The sequence below is a fragment of the Streptomyces sp. NPDC045956 genome (genome assembly GCF_056430705.1).
Genome location: NZ_JBWKKZ010000003.1, coordinates 377,953 through 402,258, shown reverse-complemented (window position 1 = coordinate 402,258; position 24,306 = coordinate 377,953). Strand labels below are relative to the sequence as shown.

General features: G+C 73.5%; 19 protein-coding genes. 7 read left to right on the top strand and 12 right to left on the bottom strand.

Going from position 1 to position 24,306, the window contains the following annotated elements:
- Window positions 1–5 precede the first annotated feature (5 nt).
- The 4 genes from AC07FV_RS10800 to AC07FV_RS10785 all read right to left on the bottom strand — a co-directional run bounded on the left by AC07FV_RS10800 (window position 6) and on the right by AC07FV_RS10785 (window position 6,382).
- Window positions 6–1,844: a gamma-glutamyltransferase family protein gene (locus AC07FV_RS10800; protein ID WP_479086265.1), complete on the bottom strand. Its 1,839-nt coding sequence runs from the start codon at window positions 1,842–1,844 to the stop codon at window positions 6–8.
- A gap of 327 nt (window positions 1,845–2,171) precedes the next feature.
- Entirely contained in the window at window positions 2,172–2,639 is a 468-nt protein-coding gene (locus tag AC07FV_RS10795; RefSeq protein WP_479086263.1) for an ATP-binding protein, read from the bottom strand.
- A gap of 225 nt (window positions 2,640–2,864) precedes the next feature.
- Complete coding sequence (locus AC07FV_RS10790) at window positions 2,865–4,073, bottom strand: PP2C family protein-serine/threonine phosphatase (RefSeq protein WP_479086647.1); 1,209 nt, start codon at window positions 4,071–4,073, stop codon at window positions 2,865–2,867.
- A gap of 905 nt (window positions 4,074–4,978) precedes the next feature.
- A complete protein-coding gene (locus AC07FV_RS10785) occupies window positions 4,979–6,382 on the bottom strand; it encodes a YncE family protein (RefSeq protein ID WP_479086261.1) in 1,404 nt (467 codons plus the stop codon).
- A gap of 415 nt (window positions 6,383–6,797) precedes the next feature.
- On the opposite strand from AC07FV_RS10785, the gene AC07FV_RS10780 reads away from it, so the two are divergent.
- On the top strand, window positions 6,798–7,862 hold the full coding sequence (locus AC07FV_RS10780) for a lipoate--protein ligase family protein (protein WP_479086259.1): 1,065 nt from the start codon (window positions 6,798–6,800) through the stop codon (window positions 7,860–7,862).
- Window positions 7,863–7,915: 53 nt separating this feature from the next.
- On the opposite strand, the gene AC07FV_RS10775 is transcribed toward AC07FV_RS10780, so the two are convergent.
- Window positions 7,916–8,596: a response regulator gene (locus AC07FV_RS10775; RefSeq protein WP_479086257.1), complete on the bottom strand. Its 681-nt coding sequence runs from the start codon at window positions 8,594–8,596 to the stop codon at window positions 7,916–7,918.
- On the bottom strand, window positions 8,593–9,741 hold the full coding sequence (locus AC07FV_RS10770; RefSeq protein WP_479086255.1) for a sensor histidine kinase: 1,149 nt from the start codon (window positions 9,739–9,741) through the stop codon (window positions 8,593–8,595). The genes AC07FV_RS10775 and AC07FV_RS10770 overlap by 4 nt, the downstream gene beginning before the upstream one ends.
- A 166-nt stretch (window positions 9,742–9,907) precedes the next feature.
- Here AC07FV_RS10770 and AC07FV_RS10765 point away from each other — a divergent pair, with 166 nt between their 5' ends.
- From AC07FV_RS10765 to AC07FV_RS10755, 3 genes are all read left to right on the top strand, one after another.
- Complete coding sequence (locus AC07FV_RS10765; RefSeq protein ID WP_479086253.1) at window positions 9,908–10,951, top strand: carboxymuconolactone decarboxylase family protein; 1,044 nt, start codon at window positions 9,908–9,910, stop codon at window positions 10,949–10,951.
- Window positions 10,948–11,769: a class I SAM-dependent methyltransferase gene (locus AC07FV_RS10760; RefSeq protein ID WP_479086251.1), complete on the top strand. Its 822-nt coding sequence runs from the start codon at window positions 10,948–10,950 to the stop codon at window positions 11,767–11,769. The genes AC07FV_RS10765 and AC07FV_RS10760 overlap by 4 nt, the downstream gene beginning before the upstream one ends.
- 166 nt (window positions 11,770–11,935) lie before the next feature.
- Window positions 11,936–12,592 (top strand): hypothetical protein, encoded by a 657-nt coding sequence (locus AC07FV_RS10755; protein WP_479086249.1) that lies wholly within the window; start codon window positions 11,936–11,938, stop codon window positions 12,590–12,592.
- A gap of 50 nt (window positions 12,593–12,642) precedes the next feature.
- Here the strand turns inward: AC07FV_RS10755 and AC07FV_RS10750 are convergent, their stop codons facing one another.
- From AC07FV_RS10750 to AC07FV_RS10730, 5 genes are all read right to left on the bottom strand, one after another.
- A complete protein-coding gene (locus AC07FV_RS10750; protein WP_479086247.1) occupies window positions 12,643–13,665 on the bottom strand; it encodes a TIGR03842 family LLM class F420-dependent oxidoreductase in 1,023 nt (340 codons plus the stop codon).
- 10 nt (window positions 13,666–13,675) lie between these two features.
- A complete protein-coding gene (gene hydA / locus AC07FV_RS10745; RefSeq protein WP_479086245.1) occupies window positions 13,676–15,079 on the bottom strand; it encodes a dihydropyrimidinase in 1,404 nt (467 codons plus the stop codon).
- A gap of 140 nt (window positions 15,080–15,219) precedes the next feature.
- Window positions 15,220–16,503: an aspartate aminotransferase family protein gene (locus AC07FV_RS10740; protein WP_479086243.1), complete on the bottom strand. Its 1,284-nt coding sequence runs from the start codon at window positions 16,501–16,503 to the stop codon at window positions 15,220–15,222.
- Entirely contained in the window at window positions 16,500–17,342 is an 843-nt protein-coding gene (locus AC07FV_RS10735; protein WP_356607085.1) for a nitrilase-related carbon-nitrogen hydrolase, read from the bottom strand. Before AC07FV_RS10735 ends, AC07FV_RS10740 begins: the two co-directional genes overlap by 4 nt.
- Before the next feature lie 239 nt (window positions 17,343–17,581).
- Window positions 17,582–17,845, bottom strand: coding sequence for a helix-turn-helix domain-containing protein (locus AC07FV_RS10730; RefSeq protein WP_053139317.1), 264 nt, complete (start codon window positions 17,843–17,845; stop codon window positions 17,582–17,584).
- A 101-nt stretch (window positions 17,846–17,946) separates the two neighbouring features.
- Between AC07FV_RS10730 and map the strand changes: the two genes are divergently transcribed.
- Window positions 17,947–18,723: a type I methionyl aminopeptidase gene (map, locus tag AC07FV_RS10725; RefSeq protein WP_479086241.1), complete on the top strand. Its 777-nt coding sequence runs from the start codon at window positions 17,947–17,949 to the stop codon at window positions 18,721–18,723.
- 166 nt (window positions 18,724–18,889) lie between these two features.
- On the top strand, window positions 18,890–21,418 hold the full coding sequence (locus tag AC07FV_RS10720) for an ATP-dependent Clp protease ATP-binding subunit (RefSeq protein WP_479086239.1): 2,529 nt from the start codon (window positions 18,890–18,892) through the stop codon (window positions 21,416–21,418).
- 37 nt (window positions 21,419–21,455) lie between these two features.
- Here the strand turns inward: AC07FV_RS10720 and ggt are convergent, their stop codons facing one another.
- Complete coding sequence (ggt, locus tag AC07FV_RS10715; protein ID WP_479086237.1) at window positions 21,456–23,258, bottom strand: gamma-glutamyltransferase; 1,803 nt, start codon at window positions 23,256–23,258, stop codon at window positions 21,456–21,458.
- Between the two features lie 120 nt (window positions 23,259–23,378).
- Here ggt and AC07FV_RS10710 point away from each other — a divergent pair, with 120 nt between their 5' ends.
- Window positions 23,379–24,137, top strand: coding sequence for a hypothetical protein (locus AC07FV_RS10710; protein ID WP_479086235.1), 759 nt, complete (start codon window positions 23,379–23,381; stop codon window positions 24,135–24,137).
- The last annotated feature ends 169 nt before the right edge of the window (window positions 24,138–24,306 follow it).

Sequence of the window (24,306 nt, the reverse complement as noted above, 5' to 3'; positions counted from 1 at the left end):
TCCGGTCAGCGGCCGACCGCGTACCCCTGCATCCCGCGCGGGTTCGCCGCCGCCGACAGCACACCCGTCCGCGGGTCCCGCGCGACGGCGCACAGCCGCCCCTCCGACCAGTCCTCGCCGACCGTCACGTCGTGACCGCGGCGCCTCAGCTCCTCGACGACCTCCGTGGGCATGCGTGCCTCCACGGTGACGCTCCCGGCGCGCATGCCGCGCGGGAAGAACGACCCGGGGAAGCTGTCGTTGTGCCAGTTCGGCGCGTCTATCGCGCCCTGGAGGTCGAGGCCGCCGCGGACCGGGGCGCGCAGCGCGACGGCCAGCAGGAAGTGCAGTTGCCACTGGTCCTGCTGGTCGCCTCCGGGTGTGCCGAACGCCATGACGGGCACCCCGTCGCGCAGGGCGATGGAGGGCGTGAGCGTGGTGCGCGGGCGACGGCCCGGCGTGAGCGTGTTCGGCAGACCGTCGTCCAGCCAGGTCATCTGGAGCCGGGTGCCGAGCGGGAAGCCCAGTTCGGGCACGACGGGGTTGGACTGGAGCCAGCCGCCGCTGGGCGTGGCCGAGATCATGTTGCCCCAGCGGTCGACGACGTCGATGTGGCAGGTGTCTCCGCGGGTGCCCCCGTCGGCGGCCACGTCCGGTTCGCCCGGCACGGGGGAGGCCGGGCCCTTGGCGACCGTCGGCTCCCCGACCCCCAGGGCGTCGAGGCCCTCGCCCTCCACGGCCGCCACGCGCGCGTGGGCGCTGAGCCGCGGTACCCGCCCGCCCGGGGTGCCGGGACGCAGCTCGAAGGACGCCTTCTCGCCGACGAGCGCCCGCCGGTCCGCGTTGTACCGCGGCGACAGCAGGTCGTCGAGCGGCACCCTCTCGGCGCCGTCCGCGTCGCCGTACCAGGCCTCCCGGTCGGCCATGGCGAGCTTGCAGCCCTCGACCAGCAGGTGGACGTAGTCGGAGGAGCCGTGGGCGGGCAGTTCGGGCGGGAGCAGCGCCAGTTGCTGGAGCAGGACGGGGCCCTGGCTCCACGGGCCCGCCTTGCACACCGTCCAGCCGTTCCAGTCGTACGTCGCCGGCGCCTCGTAGGCCGCGGACCAGCCGGCGAGGTCGGCGGCGGTGAGGGTGCCGGTGTGGCGCTCGCCGCTGGTGTCCAAGGTGGGCCGCCCGGCCTGCCGGACGAGGGCCTCGGCGACGAAGCCGGTGCGCCACACCTCCCGTGCCGCGTCGATCTGCGCCTCCCTGTCCCCCGCGCCGGCCGTCTCCGCGAGCAGCCGCTTCCAGGTGGCGGCGAGGGCGGGGTTGCGGAACGGCTCACCGGGGCGGGGCGGACGCCCGTCCGGCAGGTAGACCTCGGCGGAGGAGGTCCACTCCGTCTCGAAGAGTTCCCGCACGGTCCCGACGGTCTCCGCGAAACGCTCCACGGGCGGGTGCCCGTGCTCGGCGTACCCGATGGCGTACTTAAGCACGTCGGCCAAGGACTTCGTGCCGTGGTCGCGCAGCAGGAGCAGCCAGGCGTCGAAGGCGCCGGGCACGGCGGCGGCGAGCGGCCCGGTGCCGGGGACGAGGTCCAGCCCGAGCCCCCGGTAGTGCGCGGCCGTCGCCCCGGCCGGCGCGACGCCCTGCCCGCACAGGACCCGCACCTCGCCGCCCGCGGGGGCGAGCAGGATCGGCACCTCGCCGGCCGGGCCGTTGAGGTGCGGCTCGACGACGTGCAGCACGAAGGCACCGGCGACGGCGGCGTCGTAGGCGTTGCCTCCGTCCTCCAGCACCGCCATGGCCGACTGGGAGGCCAGCCAGTGGGTGGAGGACACCATGCCGAAGGTGCCGTTCAGGGTGGGACGAGTCGTGAATCGCATGTCTGACCTCGGTGTTCGGGATACGTCGGTGAGCCAGTGCGGCAGCGGGGAACGGACGGGTGGCCCGGCTCCTCCCCGCGGCCCTTCGGCGTCCGCCGCCCGGACCGGGGGGATCTCCCCCACGTCCGCGCGCGGCGCCGCTGGGCGTACCCGACCGACGCTATCCCTCGGGAGCGGGCCGGCTGAACGCCCGGGCTGGTACCGGCGGGCCCCGTCCGCGCCGCCCCGCCGGCGTCAGCCCCGCCGCCCCGCAGGCCTCGTCCCCGGCGCCCCGCAGGCCTGGTCCACGGCGCCCCCGCGAGCGTCAGCCCCGCCGGCTCCGCGAGGTCAGGCCCTGATCGGCTCCCCGGGTGCCTCGGACAGGGTGATGCGGGCCGTGATGCGCTTGCCGGCCGGCTCCTGCTCGATGAACAGGGCCTCGGTGACGGCCTTGACGATCTCCAGGCCGTGCTGGCCGATCCTGGCGGGATCTGCTGACCGGGCGGCCGGGACGGTGGGGTCGCTGTCCCACACGACGATGTCCACGCGGCCGGTGGTGATGCCCAGCTCCAGCAGGACGGGGCCCGGGGCGTACTTGCGGGCGTTGGTGACGAGCTCACTGACGACCAGCTGGGTCAGGTCCCGCGCGCGCGCCGTGACCGGCAGGTGGTGGTCGGCTCGGGCCCGGTCCAGGAAGGCTCTGGCGTGGTTCCGCGCGTCCGCGATGCAGCCGTCGTCCCCGCCCAGGGCGAACCCCGCGCGCATCAGGTGCTCGTTCGCTCCCGCACGACCGCCGCCGTCGGCATGGGATCCCACAGGCATCGCCCTCATTCCCCGTTCACCCGCGCACCTGTACCCGCGATGCGGTCACCTATGCCACGGCGGTGTCGTACGGTCGCCGCGCGGCCGCGTCCGGCCGGGCGGTGGAGCCGCGGGTTCCGCGCGCGCCCCTGACCGGGAGCAAGAGTAGACGCCGTCGCGGCGACGGCGTCTGACGGCGGGATGCCGGGCCGGCCGGGCACCGCCGGCTCGGGGCGCGCCTCACCGGGGGTCGGGCGTGTCGGCGTCGCTGCCGCGGCGGCCCTTCCGGCGGCTGCCGTGCCAGTCCAGGACCAGGGTGGTCGCGTCGTCGAGCAGCGAACCCCCGCACGCCTCGTGGACCGCCGCGGTCAGGGCCCGGACCACTTCGCGGGGGTGCTCGTCGCGGGTGGTGTGGATGAGGGCCGGCAGGTCGACCGCGGCGGCCGCGCGGTCGTGCATACCGTCGGTGATCAGCACCAGGCGGTCCCCCGGCTCCAGACGCAGCCGCTGCACCTGGTACCTGATGGGAGCGGGCACCCCGAACGGCATGTTGACCTTCAGGGGCACCTCCTCCACGCGGTCGCCGCGCAACCGCAGCGGCCAGGGGTGGCCGGCGTTGACCAGCTCGCACTCGCCGGTCTCCAGCTGGATCCGCAGCAGCTGGCCGGTGGTCATGCCCCGCGCATGGCTGGTGATCGCCCGATGGGCGGCGTACGCCTGGTCGAGGAGCCCTCGCCCGGCGCGGCGCGCTCCGCGCAGCGCGTTCACGGTCAGCGTGGCGAGCAGCGCGGAGGCGGTGTCGTGCCCCATCGCGTCGGTGATCGACAGGTGCAGGACGTCCTGGTCGACGGCGTAGTCGTAGGTGTCGCCGCCGATGTCGTCGGCCGGGACCAACCCGCCGACCAGGGTGAACTGCTCCGCCTCGCAGCAGGCGGCCGACGGCAGCAGCTGGTGCTGGATCTCCGCGGCCAGGGACATGGACGTGGTGCGGCGGCAGCAGTGGTACAGGTCGGTGAAGCGGCGGTCGGTGACCACGATGTACGCGAGCGCGTGCGCGGCCTGGGACACCGCGTCGCGGACCGTGTCGTCCGCGTACGGCACCACCAGGTCCAGCACGCCGACGCAGTCGCCGCGGTTGGTGACCGGCGCCACCAGCCGGCAGCCGCCCTCGCCGTCGTCCTCCTGGTGCAGGCGCTGGGAGCGCAGCACCCTGTCGTACACGCTCCCCGCGAGCTCGAGTCTCTCCGGTTCACCGCGCTCCTGCTCCGCGGTTCCGGCTCTGGGCAGCCGTACGGCCTCCCGGCCGAGCATGTCGAGGAACAGGAAGGACACCTCCCTCGCCGAGAACCGCTTCTCCAGGTTCCGGGCCACCACGTCGACCGACTCCACCGGTGCGGCTCCCTCCGCCGCTCTCAGCACGTCATCCAAGCCCAAACCTTCACCGTTCAGCACAGTTACCTCCCCGATCCACTCACATCGGATGCCCGACGACCTGCCGGTTCACGCGTCAGCCCGTCGGGGGCGGGTTCGAAACTGCGTGCGGGGACCGTACCGGCCGACGTCCCTCCCCCACCGTCCCGTCACCCCTCGGGACGTGGCCCGACGGGCACTCCGGCGCGGTGCGGTACCCGCCTCCGGAGGCGCACCGGCCTTGGCTCGCCAAGGGTTTTCGCTCGACTTGGCGGGAGAGGGAACCCGGCTTCACGAGTCGGCCCGGAGGCCGGCGGCCGGAGTTCCGCCGAGCTGCTGAGCGGCCGGTACCGGGTGTGCGCACTCCTCGGAGACGGTCGCGACGCCAGGTCGTCCTCACTCGTCGCACCTGGTCCTCGCCGCGCACCGGTCACGCGACGGCACCGCTGCCTGCATGGGTGCCGCGTCCCGGGGCAGTGGACGGACGGGACGTGCCGCGGGGGCGGCCCCTCGCCGGAGAGTCGGACCGTCCTCGTCCTCCCTGGTCCCGGCCCCTTTCTCCCCCACGGTCGAGAAGGGACCGTGCGACCGTCGCAGAGAGTTCTCCCGGCGCGCCGAGACATCGGCCGGCCGCGAAGCACATGAGGGAAATGGTGAGTGTGATGCGAGACCCGCAGTCGCGGCGTTCCGCCGGGACGGGGGAGCGCCGGGCGCCCGGTGGGCCCGCCCCGCAGTGGCAGAACCTGTTCCTGGCACCGGCCTGGGACGGCCCGGAGCAGCCGGTGACCGAAGAGGCGCGGGAGCGGTCCGGGCGGCCGGAGCGGGTCGCGCAGCGACGACGCCCTCGCGGCGGACGGCGTCCGGGCCGACGGGGCGGCGCGGGACCTGTGTAGCGCCCCGCCCTCCGGCGCCGTCCGCCGCCCGCCCCGGCCTCAGCCTCAGCCTCAGCCGAGCTGCACCTCCGTGCTGCTGACGGACGGCAGATGCAGCGTGTCGCCGCCGAAAGTCGCCGTGTACACGGCGAGCCCTTCGCCCACCGGCCGGTCCGTGAAGCGGAAGTCGCCGTCCTCGTCGACCTTCACCGAGGGCAGCGCGGTCGGTTCCGTCGCTCCGGGGTCCCGGCGGCTGACCCGTATCTCCGTGCCCGGTGCGATCGGCAGGTCCGAGCGGAGACTGCCACCGAACTCCAGCACCCCCGGCTCGCCCCAGGAGGGGATGTACAGGGCCAGGTCACTGGCCGCCCTGCCCGGGTTCGTCAGCACGCGCAGGACGACGGGGGCGCCGTCGTACGACTCCTGGGTGACGGCGAAGAGGCGCCGGGACTCCGGCGCCCAGCCGAGACCGCCGGGCAGGAGCAGCGGGGACGAGTCGCCCGAGGCGAACTCGAAGACACCGTGCGAGACGCGGGTGCCCGGCCTGTACATGAAGACGTCGGAGCCGTGGGAGCTGTTGACCCCGGCGGCGACCGCTCCGGTGCGCGCGACGGCGACCGAGTTCGGGTAGGCGGAGGCCGGGTACTGCCCAGCGTCGGCGAGGTCGGCGGTACGGAGCACCTGGTGGTGGTACGGGGAGCCGCTGGCGAGCACGATGTTCCTGCCGTCCGGACTGAAGGCGAGGTCCGAGAGCGTGCCGGTGTAGCCACCGGGGTTCCAGCGGTAGGCCTTCTCCCGCGCCGTGCCCGTGCGGACGTCGTACACCGCGATCGGCGTCGGACTGCCGATCTCCTGACCTGCCACCACGATGCCGGGGTCGGCCGGGGAGACGTAGAGCGAGGGTGCGGAGTACCAGCGGTTGCTCACCGACTGGCCGAGCCTGACCGTCGGCTGTGCCGTCGTCAGGTCGACCGAGCCGATGTCGCCCGCGCCCAGGTCGCCGTAGCCGAACCAGAGCCGCTTCCCGCTGACGACCACCGAACTCGGGCCCGTGCCCTCGCCGGTCGTGTACCGCGCGGTGACGGCGTGGGTCGTTGTGCTGATGGCCGCGATGGTGTCGGCCCCGGGCAGCGCCGTGTAGAGCGTGGCGGAGTCCGGCGCCAGGGCGAGCTTCGCGGCGCCGGGCAGGCCCGTGATCCGCTGGAGCACAGTCCCCCGGAAGTCGGTGACGACGATCGCGCCGCCCGCGGGATCGCTGAGGAAGAGCTTCCCGTGCGTCCCGTCCACGACGAGGTCGCCGTAGTCCTCCATCGGCAGGGTGACCGGGCGCGGCTGCAGGGTGACGACCCCCCATGCGGGGCGCGGGCCGCCGGGTTCCGCGGCGACGGCCGTGTGCGGGGCGACGAGGGTCAGGGCCAGGGCCGCGAGGGCCGCCGTCGCGCTGCGTCTGCTGATGTGGGACCCACGTGCGGGCATCACGCCTCCAGGAAGGGAACACAGGAAGGGAACAGGTGCGATCGAGTGGAGGTGGCCCGACCGGCCACCCCGCACGTTCACCGGTGACACACAAAATGACACGAGAAACGCACAATCCGGCGCGGCGTCCCCCGGAACCGCGCCCTCACGCGGGCCGGAATCGGCCCTACCCGTTCAGTGGCTCAAAGCAGGCCAAACGCGCTTGAGTTGATCAGTGAAGCGCGCGGAGCCTCCAGTTCCGGCCAGTGGCGGCCCCATCGACATGGCCGAAAGCCCACGCTCACCCGTCCCGGCCGAGGACACCGCGATCTCGTCACGAGCGGGCGTTAAGGTGCGATACGGACCATGTGCGCGTCCTCGGTGCCGGAGCAACCGGCTCACGCCCGCGCCGCGCACCAGGAAGGGAACGAAAGCCGTGCATGGCGAGTACAAGATCCCCGGCGGCAAGCTGGTCGTCGTGGACGTGGAGTCCGAGCAGGGCGTGCTGCGGCAGGTGCGCGTGGCGGGCGACTTCTTCCTGGAACCGGACGAGGCCCTGGACGCCGTGAACGGCGCCCTGGAGGGCGCCCCGGCGGACACCGACGCGGCGGGACTGGCCGCGCGGATCGACGCGGCGCTGCCCGAGGGCACCGTGATGTACGGGCTGACCTCGGAGGGCGTCGGTGTGGCGGTGCGCCGCGCCCTCGCGCACGCCACGGACTGGACGGACTACGACTGGCAGCTGATCCACGAGGGCCCGCAGTCCCCGGCCCTGCACATGGCCCTGGACGAGGTGCTCACCGCCGAGGTCGCCGCGGGCCGGCGTCCGCCGACGCTGCGGGTGTGGGAGTGGGGTGCGCCGGCGGTGATCATCGGCAGTTTCCAGTCGCTGCGCAACGAGGTGGACGCGGAAGGCGCCGCCCGCCACGGCATCGAGGTGGTGCGCCGGATCTCCGGCGGCGGCGCGATGTTCGTGGAGCCCGGCAACACGATCACCTACTCGCTGTCCGTGCCGGAGGCGCTGGTGCAGGGCCTGTCGTTCCAGGACAGCTACGCCTACCTCGACGACTGGGTGCTCGGCGCGCTCGGCGAGATGGGGATCAATGCCTGGTACCAGCCGCTGAACGACATCGCCACGGACCAGGGCAAGATCGCGGGCGCCGCCCAGAAGCGCGTCGTGGGGCCGGGCGGCGGGCCCGGCGCCGTGCTGCACCACGTGACCATGTCGTACGACATCGACGCCGACAAGATGCTGGAGGTGCTGCGCATCGGGCGGGAGAAGCTGTCCGACAAGGGCACCAGGAGCGCGCGGAAGCGGGTCGATCCGCTGCGCCGGCAGACCGGGCTGGCGCGCGAGGCGGTGATCGAGCGGATGATCGGCTCGTTCGGCGGCCGCTACGGACTCGCCCGGGGCAGGGTGACCGACGAGGAACTGACCCGGGCGCGCGAACTGGCGGTCAGCAAGTTCGGCTCCGACGCGTGGACGGCGCGGGTGCCCTAGGCCTTCGGCTATGACGGCTACTACGGCTACTACGGCTACTACGGCTACTACGGCTATGGAGAGGGTCGGCGGCGTGCCTCCACCAGGCCCGACTCGTACGCGAACACCACCAGCTGCGCCCGGTCCCGGGCGGCCAGCTTGGTCATCGCCCGGCTGACGTGCGTCTTGGCGGTCAGCGGGCTGATGACCATGTGCGCGGCGATCTCCTCGTTGCTCAGGCCCCGGGCGGCCAGCGCGGTCACCTCGCGCTCGCGGCGGGTCAGCCGGTCCAGTCCGGGGGCGGTGGCCCGGTCCGGGGGCCGGGCGACGAACTCGCCGATCAGGGTGCGGGTGACCGACGGCGAGAGCAGGGCCTCGCCGCGCGCCACCACCTCGATGGCCTGGAGCAGGTCGACGGGCTCGGTGTCCTTCAGGAGGAAGCCGCTCGCCCCGGCCCGCAGGGCCTCGAAGACGTACTCGTCCAGCCCGTAGTTGGTCAGGATGACCACGCGGACGGCGGCGAGGGCCGGGTCGGCGGCGATGCGCCGGGTCGCCTCGATGCCCGACATCACCGGCATCTGCACGTCCATCAGGGCCACGTCGGGCACCCGCGCCCGCACCAGTGCCACGCCCTGCTCGCCGTCCGCCGCCTCCCCGACCACCTCGATGCCCTCCTCGGCGTCGAGGAGGGCCCGGAAGCCGGCGCGCATCAGCGCCTGGTCGTCGACGAGCGCCACCCGGACGACCTCGCTCATCCCGTCTCCCCCAGCGCCACCGGTGCGGCCCCACGTGTCCCGTCCCCCAGCGGCAGCCGGGCCCGCACCGAGAAGCCGCCCTGCGCGCGGGGGGCGGCGAGGAGGGTGCCGCCGAGGGCCGTCACGCGTTCCCGCATACCGGTCAGGCCGGTGCCCGGGACCGGCGGGTGGGCCGGGTCGGCGGCTCCGTCGTCGTCGACGCCTATCGTCAACTCGCCCTCGTGCCACGTGCCGTAGTCGAGGTGGACCGCCACCTTCGCCGGTCCCGCGTGCCGCGCCGCGTTGGTGAGGGCCTCCTGGACGATGCGGTAGGCGGCCCGGTGGACGGCCTGCGGCAGCGCGCGCTCGTCGCCGGTGACCGTCAGACCTACGGCCAGACCGGCCGTGCGGGCCCGTTCGACGAGCAGGGCGGGGGTGCCGGTGGGCTCGTCGGCGCGCAGCACCTGGAGGGCGGAGCGCAGTTCGCGCATCGCCTCGCCACTGGCCTCCTGGATGGCCAGCAGCGCGGGCGGCACCTCCTCGCCGCGCTTGCGGGCCAGGTGGACGGCGACGCCCGCCTGGAGCTTGACGATGGAGATGCTGTGCGTGAGCGAGTCGTGCAGCTCCCGGGCGATCCTGAGGCGCTCCTCCCCGGCGCGGCGCAGGGCCGCCTCCTCCCGGGTGCGTTCCGCCTCCAGGGCGCGCTGTTCGGTCTGCCGCAGGTACGCCTGCCAGTTCCGGTCGGCGAGCCCGGTCACCACCGCGCACAGGAACCAGCCGGCGAGCAGTCCGGCCCGTTCGGCCACCTCCTGGGTCCCGGGGCCGGTCGCCACGTACCCGGCCAGGAACACCGCGCCGCCGGCCGCGGCGAGGCCCCGGTGGCCGACCCGGGCCGCGGTGTGCACGGCGCCGAGGACGGGCAGCGCGGAGAGCGGCCCGGGGTGGGCGTGCACGACGTACGCCGTGCCGAGGACGGTGGCGACGGCCAGCACCGCGCGCGGTGCGGTGCGGTGGAACGCGAGGGAGGCCGAGGCCGCGGCGATCAGCGCGTGGTCGACGGCGGTCGTGTCCGCGTCGAACGCGGCGACGGTCGTGCCGAGGGCGCCGACCACGGCCGCGAGGACCGCGTCGGCGAGCCGTTCGCGATCGGTCTGACGCCCACTCATGCCCGCACCCTAGACGGCCGCGCCGACGGCCGCGTCCGCCCTGTGGAGGGCGTGCGGACTACTCCCGGTGGCGTAGTGGCCGACCGGAGCGGGCCCGGTGGCGCAGCGCCGACCGCATCCGGCGGTACGACGACCGCGGCTGCCCGCGTGGCGCAGTCTGCCGTACATGCCCACACCCTTCCGTCACACCGAACCGATCCCGCCCAAGGCGGCCACCGGCCGCGTCGCGGAGATCTACGAGCAGATCACCCGGGACTTCGGGATTCCCGAGCCCGCTCCCTTCGTGGTCCTCTCCTCCGCCCCCGAACTGCTCGCCCCGGCATGGGCGTTGATGCGGGAGTCCCTGATCGCCGGCCCCGGCGGCCGGACCGGCAAGGAGGTCGCCGCCTTCGGGGTGTCGCAGGCCAACAGGTGCCGCTTCTGCGTGGACGCGCACACCATGCTGCTGCACGCCACCGGCGACCACGCCCTCGCCGAACGCCTCGCCCGGGGGCAGGAGCCGCAGGACGAGGGGCACGCGCGCGTGCTGGAGTGGGCGCGGCGCACCCGGGTCCCGGGGTCCGTGCGGGAGCCGTACCCGTTCCCGCGCGAGGAGACGCCCGGCTACCTGGGCACGGCGCTGTCCTTCCACTTCATCAACCGCGTGGTGTCCGCGCTGGTCACCGAGAGCGTGCTCCCGGGCGACGCCCAGCGGCTGCGTCCGGTACGGAGTCTGGCGGGCCGGTCGCTGTCCCGCGCGGTGCGCCGGACCGCCGTGCCGGGCGCCGCGCTGCCGCTACTCGACGGCCCCGTCCCGGGCCCGGTCCCCTGGTGGGCCGCGGACACACCGGTCGGCCCCGCCTACGCGGCGCTGCGCACCGCCGCCATGACGGGCGCCGGCCTCCTCGACGCCGACGACCGGGTGCTGGTGCGGCGGACCCTGCGCGACTGGGACGGGTCCCACCCGCCGCTCACCCCGGACGTGTTCCCCGGCCGGCGGGAGCGGCCCGGGGCCCGGCTGGCGCTGCTGGCCGCGCTCGCGCCGTACCGCGTCACGGCCGAGGACGTCGCGGCCTGGCGCCGGCCCGAGCACACCGACCACTGCCTGGTGCACCTCGTGGCGTACGGCGCGTTCGCCGCCGTGGACCGCGTGGAGACCTCCCTGTCCGCACCCGCCGCCCCCTCCCCCGCGCCGCACACCGCGCCGCACACCACCCAGGAGACCTCATGACGCTCGCCGCCGACCCCCGTCAGGCCGAGGCGTGGAACGGCCCCGTCGGCCGCCACTGGGCCGCCCACCGGGCCCGCTACGACGCGATGCTGGCGGGAGTGAACGACACCCTGTTCGACGCGGCGGCCGTCGCGCCCGGTGACCGGGTCCTGGACGTCGGCTGCGGGGCGGGCGCGACGACCCGGCGCGCGGCGCGACTGGCCGCCCCCGGGCACGTGGTCGGCGTCGACATCTCGACACCGCTGCTGGAGCGGGCCCGCGCGTGCACCGCCGCCGAGGGGATCGCGAACGCGGCGTACGAGTGCGCCGACGCGCAGACGCGCCCCTTCCCGGCCGGGGGATACGACGTGGTGCTCAGCCGCGTCGGTGTCATGTTCTTCGCCGATCACGCGGCCGCCTTCCGGAACCTGGCGCGGGCCCTGCGGCCGGGGGGCCGGCTCGCGTTCGTCTGCCCGCGGCCGCCGGGCCCGCACTCGGAGGAGGGCCGGGCGCTCGCCCTGTTCGCGCGGCTCGTCGACGCGGAGCCCGGTCCGGAGCAGGCCGCCGCGCGTACGGCGATGGCCTCGCTGTCGGACCCGGACCGCATCCGGGAGGTCCTCGCCGGTTACGAGGAGGTGGCCGTCACCCCGGTCACCGTCGAGGCGGTCTGGGGCCGCGACGTGCCGGACGCGGTCGAGTTCCTGCTGTCGCGCGTCCCCGGCGGCGCGCTCCCCGCCTCCGGGCTGCCCGAGCTGGAGGAGGCCTTGCGCCCGTTCGCCACCGACACCGGGGTGCGGTTGCGGGCCGGCGTGTGGCGGGTGACGGCCGTACGCCCCTGACCGCACCCGCCGCCGCTGCCGTGCCCGGCAAAGGGCTCCCGCCCGTCTGCGTCACCGCGCGGGCACGGACCGAGTTCGCCCTTCCGCCCCACGGGGACTCGTGTGAGACTGGCGTCCCGTCCGCAGTGCGGACCCTCTCCGCACCGTCCCCCACGAGAAGTGCGCCGTGCGTCCTCTTCCTCTGCCGCTCGCCCTGACCGCGCGTCTGGCGCCGGTCGCCGTGCTCGCCACGGCCGGCTGGGCGCTGTCGTCCGGACCCGACACGACGCCGGCCGCCCGGGACCGGGCGACCCCGTCGCCCGCGGAGCGGTCCGCCTCCGCCCCCGCGACGCAGGCGGTGACGAGGACGTACACCGCGGCCCCCGCGCCCTGCGAGAGCGTGGCCGACAAGTCGGTCGGCTCGCTGGTGCCGGGTGCGAAGGCGGCCGGCAAGGAGATCCCGTCGACCGACAGCAAGGTGCGCCGCACCTGCTCCTGGAACGCGCTGAAGGGCTACGAGTACCGCTGGCTCGACGTCTCCTTCGAGGTGATGGCCTCGGACGAGGCGGCGCGGAAGTCGTACGAGGAACGGGTCGCCGACCGCGACGGCGGCGGTGAGGTGCCCGGGCTCGGTGACGCGGCCTACTCGGTGGTGGACCTCACCACCGAGGACAAGCAGCAGACGCGCGAGGGCACCGTGCTCGTGCGGGCGTCCAACGCCCTGGTGATGATCACCTACAACGGCAGCGACTTCGAGTCGAAGAAGGCGCCCGGCACGGACGAGATCAACAAGGGCGCCATCAAGGCGGCCAGGGAGGCACTGGCCGCCCTGACGGACGGCTAGGACCGGGGCCCGGCCTCCGAGGGCGGGGAAGGAGGGACGGGGGCGGCCGGTCAGGTGGTCAGGGCCGGGATGACGTGCGTGCCGTAGGCGTCGATCACGGCTTCCTGGGCGTCGTGCATGTCGTAGAGGGCGAACTGGTCCACGCCGAGGGCCCGCAGGGCCGTCAGCTTCTCGATGTGCCGTTCGGCCGGGCCGATCAGGCAGAACCGGTCGACGATCTCGTCGGGCACGAACCGGGTGTCCGGGTTGCCGCTGCGCCCGTGGTGCGTGTAGTCGTAGCCCTGCCGCGCCTCGATGTAGTCGGTGAGTTCCTCGGGTACGGCGGCGGAGTGCGCCCCGTACTTGTCCACCAGGTCGGCCACGTGGTTGCCGACCATGCCGCCGAACCAGCGGCACTGTTCGCGCGCGTGGGCGAGCGCCTCGGGCGAGTCGTCGGCGGTGACGTAGGCCGGGGCGGCGACGCAGACGGTCACCTCGGACGGGTCGCGCCCGGCGGCGACGGCCGCGTCCTTGACGGACTTGACCATGTACTCGGTGAGGTAGAGGTCGGCGAGCTGGAGGATGAAGCCGTCGGCCTGTTCGCCGGTCATCTTCAGGGCCTTCGGGCCGTACGCGGCCATCCACACGGGGAGTTCGGCGCCCGGCCGGATCCAGGGGAACCTGACCACGGTGCCGCCGCCGAGGTCGGCCTCCTCGCCGCGGGCCAGCGCGCGGATGACCTTCATCGCGTCGCTGATGCGGGCGAGGGTGTTGGGCCTGCGGCCGGCGACGCGCATCGCGGAGTCGCCGCGGCCGATGCCGCAGACGGTGCGGTTGCCGAACATGTCGTTGAGGGTGGCGAAGGTGGAGGCGGTCACCTCCCAGGTGCGGGTGCCGGGGTTGGTCACCATCGGGCCGACCTTGAGCGTCGTGGTGCCCGCCAGGATCTGGCTGTAGATCACGAACGGCTCCTGCCACAGCACGGCGGAGTCGAAGGTCCAGCCGTAGCGGAAGCCGTTCCGCTCGGCCCGTTGCATCAGGCTGACGACACGGGAGGCGGGCGGGTCGGTCTGGAGGACGAGTCCGAAGTCCATGCGCGGGCTCCTAGCTGAGGTACTGGCAGGTGGAGCGCGGGGTGTACACGCCGTGGCCCTTGCGTCCGGTGTACTCCCGCTCGGTGAGCACCGGTTCGCCGCGCGAGAGCACCGTCTCCACCCGGCCGGTGATCCGCCGGCCCTCGTACGCCGAGTAGTCGACGTTCATGTGATGGGTCCCGGCGGAGATGACCTGCTCGGCCCGCGGGTCGTAGACGACGACGTCGGCGTCGGCGCCGGGCGCGAGGGTGCCCTTCTTCGGGTAGAGGCCGAACATGCGGGCCGGGGTGGCGCAGGCGATCTCGATCCAGCGGCGGCGGCTGATGTGCCCGTCGACCACGGCCTGGTGGAGCAGGTCCATGCGGTGCTCGACGCCCGGCATGCCGTTGGGGATCTTGGAGAAGTCGCCGCGTCCCAGCTCCTTCTGGCCGCTGAAGCAGAAGGGGCAGTGGTCGGTGGAGACGACCTGGAGGTCGTTGGTCCGCAGGCCCCGCCACAGGGCCGCCTGGTGCTCGCGCGGGCGCAGCGGGGTGCTGCACACGTACTTGGCGCCCTCGAAGCCGGGCTCCGCGAGGTTGTCGGTGGACAGGAAGAGGTACTGCGGGCAGGTCTCGCCGAAGACGTTCAGTCCCTCGTCGCGGGCCCGGGTCAGCTCGGCCACCGCCTCCCGCGCCGACACGTGCACGACGTACAGCGGAGCGCCGGCCACCTGGGCGAGCCGGATGGCGCGGTGGGTCGCCTCGGCCTCCAGCAGGGCCTTGCGGACCTCACCGTGGTAGCGGGGGTCGGTCTCGCCGCGGGCGAGGGCCTGCTCGATCAGGACGTCGATCGCGATGCCGTTCTCGGCGTGCATCATGATCAGTCCGCCGTTCCCGGCGGCGCGCTGCATGGCGCGGAGGATCTGGCCGTCGTCGGAGTAGAAGACGCCCGGGTACGCCATGAACTGCTTGAACGACGTGACCCCCTCCTCCACCAGGAGGTCCATCTCCTTGAGCGTGTCCTGGTTCACGTCGGAGACGATCATGTGGAAGCCGTAGTCGACGGCGCAGTTGCCCTCGGCCTTGGCGTGCCAGGCGTCCAGGCCCTCGCGCAGGGAGCGGCCGACGCTCTGCACGGCGAAGTCGACGACGGTGGTGGTGCCGCCCCACGCGGCGGCCCGGGTGCCGGTCTCGAAGGTGTCCGCGGCGTAGGTGCCGCCGAACGGCATCTCCATGTGGGTGTGTCCGTCGACGCCGCCCGGGACGACGTACTTGCCGCTCGCGTCGATCACCCGCTCGGCGGAGAAGGCTCCGGCGGCGGGGGTGCCGCTCGCGGCGAGGGCGGCGACGCGGCCGTCCTCGATCAGGACGTCGGCGTGGATCTCGTCGGACGCGGTGATGACGAGGCCACCGCGGATGACGGTACGGCTGCTCATGCTGCCTCCTCCTGTGAAGGGCACGGCCGGTCGGGCGCCGAGTGCACGTCGCCGGGACCGCGGGCGCGGGCCGGTCGAGCCGGGTCCGCGTAGGCCACGGCCTCGGGCTGCCCGGCGGGCGCCCGCCTCCGGCGCGGTGGTCAGATGCTCCGCAGGGCGCGGTCCAGGATCGCGGCGCCCTCCTCGGCCTCCGCGACGGTCAGGGACATCGGCGGTGCGATGCGCAGGACGCTGGTGCTGTGTCCGCCGCCCTTGCCGATGAGCAGTCCGCCCGCGCGGGCCTCCTCCAGCACGGTGGACGCCGCTTCGGGTGCGGCCTCGTCGGTGCCGGGCCGGGTCAGCTCGATGCCGATCATCAGGCCGCGGCCGCGGACCTCCCGCACGTGCGGCACCTGGGCGGCGACGCCCCGCAGCCGCTCGATGAGCAGTCCGCCGACGCGCCGGGCGTTGCCCTGGAGGTCGTGCTCCAGGAGGTGGTTGAGGTTGGCGAGGCCGGCCGCCATGGTGACCTGGGTGCCGCCGAACGTGGAGATGCTGTTGGCGTCCAGGCAGTTCATGATCTCGGCGCGAGCGATGACCCCGCCGATGGACATGCCGTTGCCGATGCCCTTGGCGAAGGTCACGATGTCCGGCGGGCCGCCGCGTCCGTGCGCCTGCCAGCCCCAGAAGTGCTCGCCCGTGCGGCCCCAGCCGGTCTGCACCTCGTCGGCGATCCACAGGACGCCCCGCTCGTGCAGCACCTCGCGGAAGGCCGCGTAGAGCCCGTCGGGCGGCGAGGTGAAGCCGCCGACGCCCTGGACGGGTTCGGCGATCAGCGCCGCGGGGGCGCGGGTGTGTCCCAGCAGGTCCTTCAGGTCCGCCACGCAGGCGTCGATGAAGTCGCGGTCGTCCAGGTGCGCGTAGGGGCCGCGGGTGCGGACGCCGCCGTGGACGTAGAGCGTCTGGAGCGGGGTGAGCGAGGTCGGGGACCAGCCGCGGTTGCCGGTGATGCCGACGGTGCTGAAGGAGCGACCGTGGTAGCTGTTGCGCATCGCGAGGACGGTGTTGCTGCGCCGGTGGGTGGTGGCGAGGAGCAGGGCGGTGTCGTTGGCCTCGGTGCCGGAGGTGGTGAAGAAGACGCGGGCGTCGGGGATGCCGGAGAGGTGGGCGACGCGCTCGGCGAGTTCGACCATCGGCCGGTTGAGGTAGAGCGTCGAGGAGTGGTTGATCCGGCCGGCCTGTTCGCTCACCGCCTTGGTCACCTCGGGCAGGGCGTGTGCGGTCATCGTGGTGAGGATGCCGCCGAAGAAGTCGAGGTACTTGTGGCCGGCGGCGTCCCAGACGTGCCGGCCCTCGCCGTGGGTGATCTCCAGCGGGTCCTCGTAGTACAGGGCGAGCCAGTCGGGCAGGACGGCCCGGTGACGGCCGAGGAGGTCCCCGGTCACGGCCGCACCAGCCCTTCGTAGGCGTCGGGACGGCGGTCGCGGTAGAAGGCCCATTGCTGCCGGACCTCCTCGATGAGGCCGAAGTCCAGGTCGCGGACGACGAGTTCCTCCTCGGTGTCGCTGGCGGTGTCGCCGACGAACTGGCCTCGCGGGTCGACGAAGTACGAGGTCCCGTAGAAGTCGTTGTCCCCGTACTCCTCCTGTCCGACCCGGTTGATGGCCGCGACGAAGTACTCGTTGGCGACGGCCGCGGCGGGCTGCTCCAGGCGCCACAGGTGGGAGGAGAGCCCGCGGTGGGTGGCGGAGGGGTTGTAGACCAGCTGGGCGCCGCCGAGGCCGAGTTGCCGCCAGCCCTCGGGGAAGTGCCGGTCGTAGCAGATGTAGACGCCGACCTTGCCGACCGCGGTGTCGAAGACGGGCCAGCCGAGGTTGCCCGGGCGGAAGTAGAACTTCTCCCAGAAGCCCTTGACCTGCGGGATGTGGTGCTTGCGGTACGTACCGAGGACGGTGCCGTCGGCGTCGATGACGGCCGCGGTGTTGTAGTAGAAGCCCGACTGCTCGACCTCGAAGACGGGGACGACGATCACCATGCCGGTCTCGCGCGCGAGGGCCTGCATGCGGCGGGTGGTCGGGCCGTCGGGGACCGGTTCGGCCCAGCGGTAGTGCTCGGGGTCCTGGACCTGGCAGAAGTAGGGGGCGTTGAAGACTTCCTGGAAGCCGATGACCCGGGCTCCCCGGCGGGCCGCCTCGCGGGCGTGCTCCTCGTGTTTCGCCACCATGGACTCGGTGTCGCCGGTCCAGGTGGCCTGGACCAGAGCGGCACGTACGACGTTGGCCATGAGCTGCTCCTTCGACACGACGTCAGAGCCTCTACGCCCGTAGAGCGGACCGTAGAGGGACGAAGGTATGCCTGGCCGGAGGGGCTTGCCAAGACCATCGTCACCAAGCCGTGGTGTCGATCGCCTTTCGCACTCCTGTGGGTGAGCGGTGGGGCGGGTGGGGCGTCCGTAGCGCCCCCTCGGACACAGGGGCGCTCAGGGCGCTCGGAGCGTGCTCGGGTCGCGCTCGTCCCGCGGTGTCAGGCCGCCCCGGGCACCGCCGTCAGCACGCAGCGTCCCACCAGGTCGTCCATGGAGAGCCCGAGCGCGCGGGCCAGCGCCGCCACCGTGAAGAAGGCGGGGGTGGGCGCGCGGCCGGTCTCGATCTTGCGCAGGGTCTCGGCGGAGATGCCCGCCACCGCCGCGACCTCCGTCATGCTCCGGTCGCCGCGGGCCAGGCGCAGCAGCCGGCCGAGCTGCTCGCCGCGTTCACGCTCTTCGGGGGTCAGGGGGGTGCGCACCATGGCGTCATTCTAATACCGGCTTCCCGTACCGGGCCCGTATCGGGCGGCCGGCCGGTCGGCGCGGTGATCCACCCAATTAAAATACCGGTATAGTAATTGGCATGGTGGAACTGAAGACGGACTCATCGATCGATGCCATGTACGCGGCCGGCCAGGTGGTCGCCCGCGCCCTCACTGCCGCACGGAAGGCCGCGGACGTGGGCGTGTCCCTGCTGGAGCTGGACGCGGTGGCGCGCGAGGTGCTGCGGGAGGCGGGGGCCGGCTCGCCGTTCCTCGGGTACCGGCCCTCCTTCGCGCCGGTCCCGTTCCCGGCCGTCCTGTGCGCCTCGGTGAACGACGCGATCGTGCACGGCATCCCGGACGGCTACCGGCTGCGCGACGGCGACCTGGTCTCCCTCGACTGCGGGGCGACGCTGGGCGGCTGGGCCGGCGACTCGGCGGTCAGCTTCGTCGTGGGCACGCCTCGCCCGGCGGACCTGACGCTGATCGAGACCGCCGAGCGGGCCCTCGCGGCGGGCATCGGCGCCGCCGTCGTCGGCAACCGCGTCGGCGACATCGCGCACGCCATCGGCACGGTGTGCCGGTCCGGCGGCTACGGGATCATGGAGGACTTCGGCGGTCACGGCATCGGCCGCAGCATGCACGAGGACCCGGGCGTGCCCAACGAGGGCCGGCCGGGACGCGGACTGCCCCTGCGTCACGGCATGGTCATCGCCATCGAGCCGATGCTGATCGCCGGCGGCCGGGACGACTACCACTGCGCCGCCGACGGCTGGACGCTGCGCACCAACGACGGCTCCCGGGCGGCGCACGTGGAGCACACGGTCGCCATCACGGACTCCGGCCCCCGCGTCCTGACCTCGCGCGACGCCTGCTGAACCACCGGCGCCCCGGCCTCGCCGGACACCGGCCGGGACCCGCCGCGCCCGGGCCCGCCGGACGTGCCCGCCGGGACAGATCGTGTCATGTTGGGCATGACCGCGCCCCAGCCGGGTTACCCGGCCCCGGCACGTCGATCAGCGAGGCAGCGGAGGTCCGTACACGATGAGCAGCGGCTTCATGGGACCGGAGGGCGACCCGTTCGCGGAATTCCTGGCACGCTTCTTCGGCGGGCCCAGGCCGCGGCAGATCGACATCGGCAGGCTGCTCAGCCAGCCGGCCCGGGAGCTGGTGCGCGGCGCGGCCCAGTACGCCGCCGAGCACGGCAGCCGGGACCTGGACACCGAGCACCTGCTGCGGGCCGCGCTCGCCACCGAGCCGACCCGGGGCCTGCTCAGCCGGGCCGGCGCCGACCCGGACGCGCTGGCGTCGCAGATCGACGAGCGGACCGGCCCGGTGCAGCACCCGCCGGGCGAGGTGCCGCCGCCGACCTCGCTGTCCCTCACCCCGGCCGTCAAGCGCGCCCTGCTGGACGCGCACGAGCTGGCCCGCTCCACCGGCACCGGCTACATCGGCCCGGAGCACGTCCTCAGCGCCCTGGCCGCCAACCCGGACTCGGCCGCCGGACACATCCTGAACGCCGCCCGCTTCGCCCCCTCGGGGCTGCCGACGGAGCCGCCGGAGACCGCCGGCGGGCGGACGGAGGGCCCGCGGGCCACGAACACGCCGACCCTCGACAAGTACGGCCGCGACCTCACCGACCTGGCCCAGCAGGGCCGGATCGACCCGGTGATCGGGCGCGAGGAGGAGATCGAGCAGACCGTCGAGGTGCTCTCCCGGCGCGGCAAGAACAACCCGGTCCTGATCGGTGACGCGGGCGTCGGCAAGACCGCCGTCGTGGAGGGGCTCGCCCAGCGCATCACCGACGGCGACGTGCCCGACGTGCTGGTCGGGCGCCGGGTGGTCGCGCTGGACCTGACGGGCGTCGTCGCGGGCACCCGCTACCGGGGCGACTTCGAGGAGCGCATGAACAACATCGTGGGCGAGATCCGCGCCCACTCCGACCAGCTGATCATCTTCATCGACGAGCTGCACACCGTGGTCGGCGCGGGCGGTGGCGGCGAGGGCGGCTCGATGGACGCCGGGAACATCCTCAAGCCCGCCCTGGCCCGCGGTGAGCTGCACATCGTGGGCGCGACGACGCTGGAGGAGTACCGCAGGATCGAGAAGGACGCGGCCCTGGCCCGCCGCTTCCAGCCGATCCTGGTGCCCGAGCCCACCCCCGCCGACGCGATCGAGATCCTGCGCGGTCTGCGTGACCGCTACGAGGCCCACCACCAGGTCCGCTACACCGACGAGGCGCTGGTGGCGGCCGTGGAGATGTCCGACCGCTACCTCACCGACCGCCGGCTGCCGGACAAGGCCATCGACCTGATCGACCAGGCCGGCGCCCGGGTGCGGCTGCGGGCCCGCACCAAGGGCACGGACGTACGGGCGATGGAGCGCGAGGTCGACCAGCTCGTCCGGGACAAGGACCAGGCGGTCGCGGACGAGCAGTACGAGCGGGCCACGCAGTTGCGCGACGAGATCGCCGGGCTGAAGCAGCGCATCTCCGAGGCGACCGGCGGCGGCGAGGCCGACGAGGGTCTGAACCTGGTCGTCCGCACCGAGTCCATCGCCGAGGTGGTCTCCCGGCAGACCGGCATCCCGGTCAGCAGCCTCACCCAGGAGGAGAAGGACCGGCTGCTGGGCCTGGAGTCGCACCTGCACGAACGGGTGGTCGGCCAGGAGGAGGCCGTACGGGTCGTCTCCGACGCCGTCCTGCGCTCCCGCGCCGGACTCGCCAGCCCCGACCGGCCCATCGGCAGCTTCCTCTTCCTCGGCCCGACCGGCGTCGGCAAGACCGAGCTGGCCCGGGCGCTGGCCGAGGCCCTGTTCGGCAGCGAGGACCGCATGGTCCGCCTGGACATGAGCGAGTACCAGGAACGGCACACCGTCAGCCGGCTGGTCGGCGCCCCGCCCGGCTACGTCGGGCACGAGGAGGCCGGGCAGCTCACCGAGGTGGTGCGCCGGCACCCCTACTCGCTGCTCCTGCTGGACGAGGTGGAGAAGGCGCACCCGGACGTCTTCAACATCCTGCTCCAGGTGCTCGACGACGGGCGGCTTACCGACTCGCAGGGCCGGACGGTGGACTTCACCAACGCCGTCGTCGTCATGACCAGCAACCTGGGCTCCGACGTGATCACCCGGCGTGGTGCGGGCATCGGCTTCGGCACCGGTGGCTCGGACGCCGACGAGGAGGCCCGGCGCGAGCAGGTGCTGCGTCCGCTGCGCGAGCACTTCCGGCCCGAGTTCCTCAACCGCATCGACGAGATCGTGGTCTTCCGCCAGCTCAGCGGCGAGCAGCTGCGGCAGATCACCAGCCTGCTGCTGGAGCAGACCCGCCGCATGGTGCACGCGCAGGGCATCACCGTCGAGTTCACCGACGCGGCCGTGGACTGGATCGCCGAGCGCGGCTACCAGCCCGAGTACGGGGCGCGTCCCCTGCGCCGCACCATCCAGCGCGAGGTCGACAACGAGCTGTCCCGGCTGCTGCTCGACGGCCGGGTCGCGGAAGGCGGCCGGGTGACGGTGGACGCCGAGGGCAGGCGGCTGGCGTTCCGGACGCCGGAGCGGCCCGTCCCCGAGCTGTGAGCGGGCCCTGGGGCCCGCCCCCACCGGTCCCCGGCTCCTAACGCGCGGGCCGCACCACCATGGCCGAGCCGCCGCCGCGCCGTTCCTTCTCGGCGGCGGCCAGCCACCTGCCGTCCGGCAGCCGCTGCACACCGGTCGCCGCGCCGATCTCCGGGTTGACCTTGAAGGAGTGCCCGAGCGCCTCCAGCTCCGCCCGCACGCCGCTGTCGTACAGGCCGGGTTCGAGTTCGGTCTGCGCGGCGTTGCGCTGGCTGGCGCGCGGCGCGGCGATGGCGTCGACGAGCGGCAGGCCGCGGTCGAGGAAGCCGGTGAGGGTCTGGAGCACGGTGGTGATGATGGTGGCGCCGCCCGGTGAACCGACCGCCACGACGGGCCGCTGGTGCCGGTCCAGGACGATCGTCGGTGCGATCGAGGACCGCGGGCGCTTGCCCGGGCCCGGCAGGTTCGGGTCGTGGACGGCCGGGTTGGCGGGGGCGAAGGAGAAGTCCGTCAGCTCGTTGTTGAGCAGGAAGCCGCGACCGGGCACGGTGATGCCGCTGCCGCCGGTCTGCTCGATGGTGAGGGTGTAGGCGACGACGTTCCCCCACTTGTCGGCGACCGTGAGGTGCGTGGTGTTCTCACCCTCGTACGTCGTCGGCGCCGCCGTGCCGCCGCCCGCGCAGGGCGCCGGGTGCCGGGGGTCTCCGGGCGCAAGGGGGCTGGTGAGGACCGCGTCGTCCTTGATCAGGCAGGCACGGGAGTCGGCGTACCGCTGCGCCAGCAGCTCCTCGGCCGGTACGTCCTCGAAGGCGGGATCACCGACCCAGCGCCCGCGGTCGGCGAAGGCGATGCGGCTCGCCTCGATGAAGCGGTGCAGGTAGCGGGCCTTGCTCGCCTTGGAGAGGTCGGTCCGCTCCAGGATGTTGAGGGCCTCGCCGACCGTGGTGCCTCCGGAGGAGGAGGGGGCGATGGAGTAGACGCCCAGGCCGCGGTAGGAGGTCCGGGTGGGCTTCTGGAACTTGGCCTCGTAGGCCGCGAGGTCCTTCGCGCTCAGGTCGCCGGGGCGGGCGTCCCAGCCGGAGGCAGGGTCCACGGGCGGCTCGTTGACGGTGGCGACGACGTCCTCGCCGAGTTCGCCGTGGTACAGGGCGCCGACGCCCTTGCGGCTCAGCTCCTGGTAGGTGCGCGCCAGGTCGGGGTTCTTGAACGTGGAGCCGACGACCGGGAGTTCACCGCCCGGCAGGAACAGCTCCGCGGTGTCCGGGAAGTAGCGGAAGCGCTGTTCGTTGGCGGCGGTCTGGGAGCGGAAGGTGTCGTCGACGGTGAAGCCGCGTCGGGCCAGGCGCTCGGCGGGCGCGAGGACGGTACCGAGCTTCCGGCTGCCCCACCGGTCGAGGGCGCGCTGCCAGGTGGCGGGCGTGCCCGGGGTGCCGACGGCCAGACCGCTGCTGACGGCTTCGGCGAACGGGATGGGCTTGCCGTCCTCCGTGAACAGCTTCTCGTCGGCGGTCAGCGGCGCCGTCTCGCGGCCGTCGATGGTGCGTACGGTGCGGGACTCGGCGTCGTAGTGGACGAAGTAGCCTCCGCCCCCGATACCGGCCGAGTAGGGCTCGGTCACGCCGAGCGCGGCGGCGGTGGCCACGGCCGCGTCGACCGCGTTGCCGCCCTTGCGCAGGATCTCGATGCCGGCGGCCGAGGCGTCCGGGTCGACGCTGGCGACCGCCCCGCCGTACCCGACGGCGACGGGGGTCTTGGCGGCGACGGGCCTGCTCTGTGCAGTGGGTGGCGCCGCCGCCCCCACCGACACCACGGCGGCGGAGACCGCCAGGACCGTCAGATTCCGTGCGACAGGGCGACGCATCCGCACCTCCAGGGAAAAAGCCGTTCGGGCAGCTTAGTTGATCGTCATGGCCGCGTCAGGAGCATCTCCGCCACGGCCCGTCGAACACGGGTTCACGGATGCCCGCTAGCATGCGCGCCCATGACTGACGACGTGCGCAACATCGTCCTGGGCGTGGTCGCGGCCGGCATCAGTGCCGCGCTGGGCTGGCTCGCCCGTACGTATCTGCTGAAGCGGAGGCTCCGCCGCAAGCATGCCTTCTTCGGGCTGCCGGAGGGTTCCGAGTCGCTGCTCGTCGTCAACCGGGACCCGGCCGCCTCCGAACCGGCCGTCCACCGCTTCGACGTCTTCGCGCTGCTGGAACTGTCCGCGCTGATCAAGGACTGCGGCGCGCACATGCACCTGGTCACCCAGGACATGGTCCATCAGGGCTTCGGTGAGCGGACGGAGTTCTGCGTGGGCGGTCCGGGGTCGAACCGGCGCATGGTGGCCCACATGGCGGCCATGCTGCCCGGGGTGCGGATCAACATCGACCCGGAACCGGGCCCGGACCGCGGGGCCTTCCAGATAGGCGGCGAGCGCTACCGCATGGACTCGGGGGTCACGGAGTACGTCCTGCTGGCCCGTCTCACCGCCGGGGACCGGCGCGAGGCCCGCCCCGCGTTCCTGTTCTGCGGCCAGCGCGCCATCGACAACCAGGCCGCCACCCGCTACCTCGCCCGTCACCACGAGAAGCTGGCCCGCAAGCACGGCAACAACTCCTTCGTGCTGCTGCTCAAGGTGATCAACTCGCAGGCGTACGGCCCGGATGTCGTCGAGCTCGTCGGGGACGTGACCCGAGCGGCGACGAGCCCTCTGCCGACGCCGGTGCCGGCACCCCGCAACTCCCACCGGGCCTAGGACGGGTGTGCAGCTGACCTTCTCCCCGCTCGCGGACGGCCCGTCGTGACGGCCGATCCGCTGCGCGAGCAGTGATCTCCGGCTGCACCCTGCGTACCCCCTGCGCGTCGTGCGTCCCGTGTGTCCCGTGCGTCCTCCGTGCGCGGACCGACGACTGCAACGTATCGAG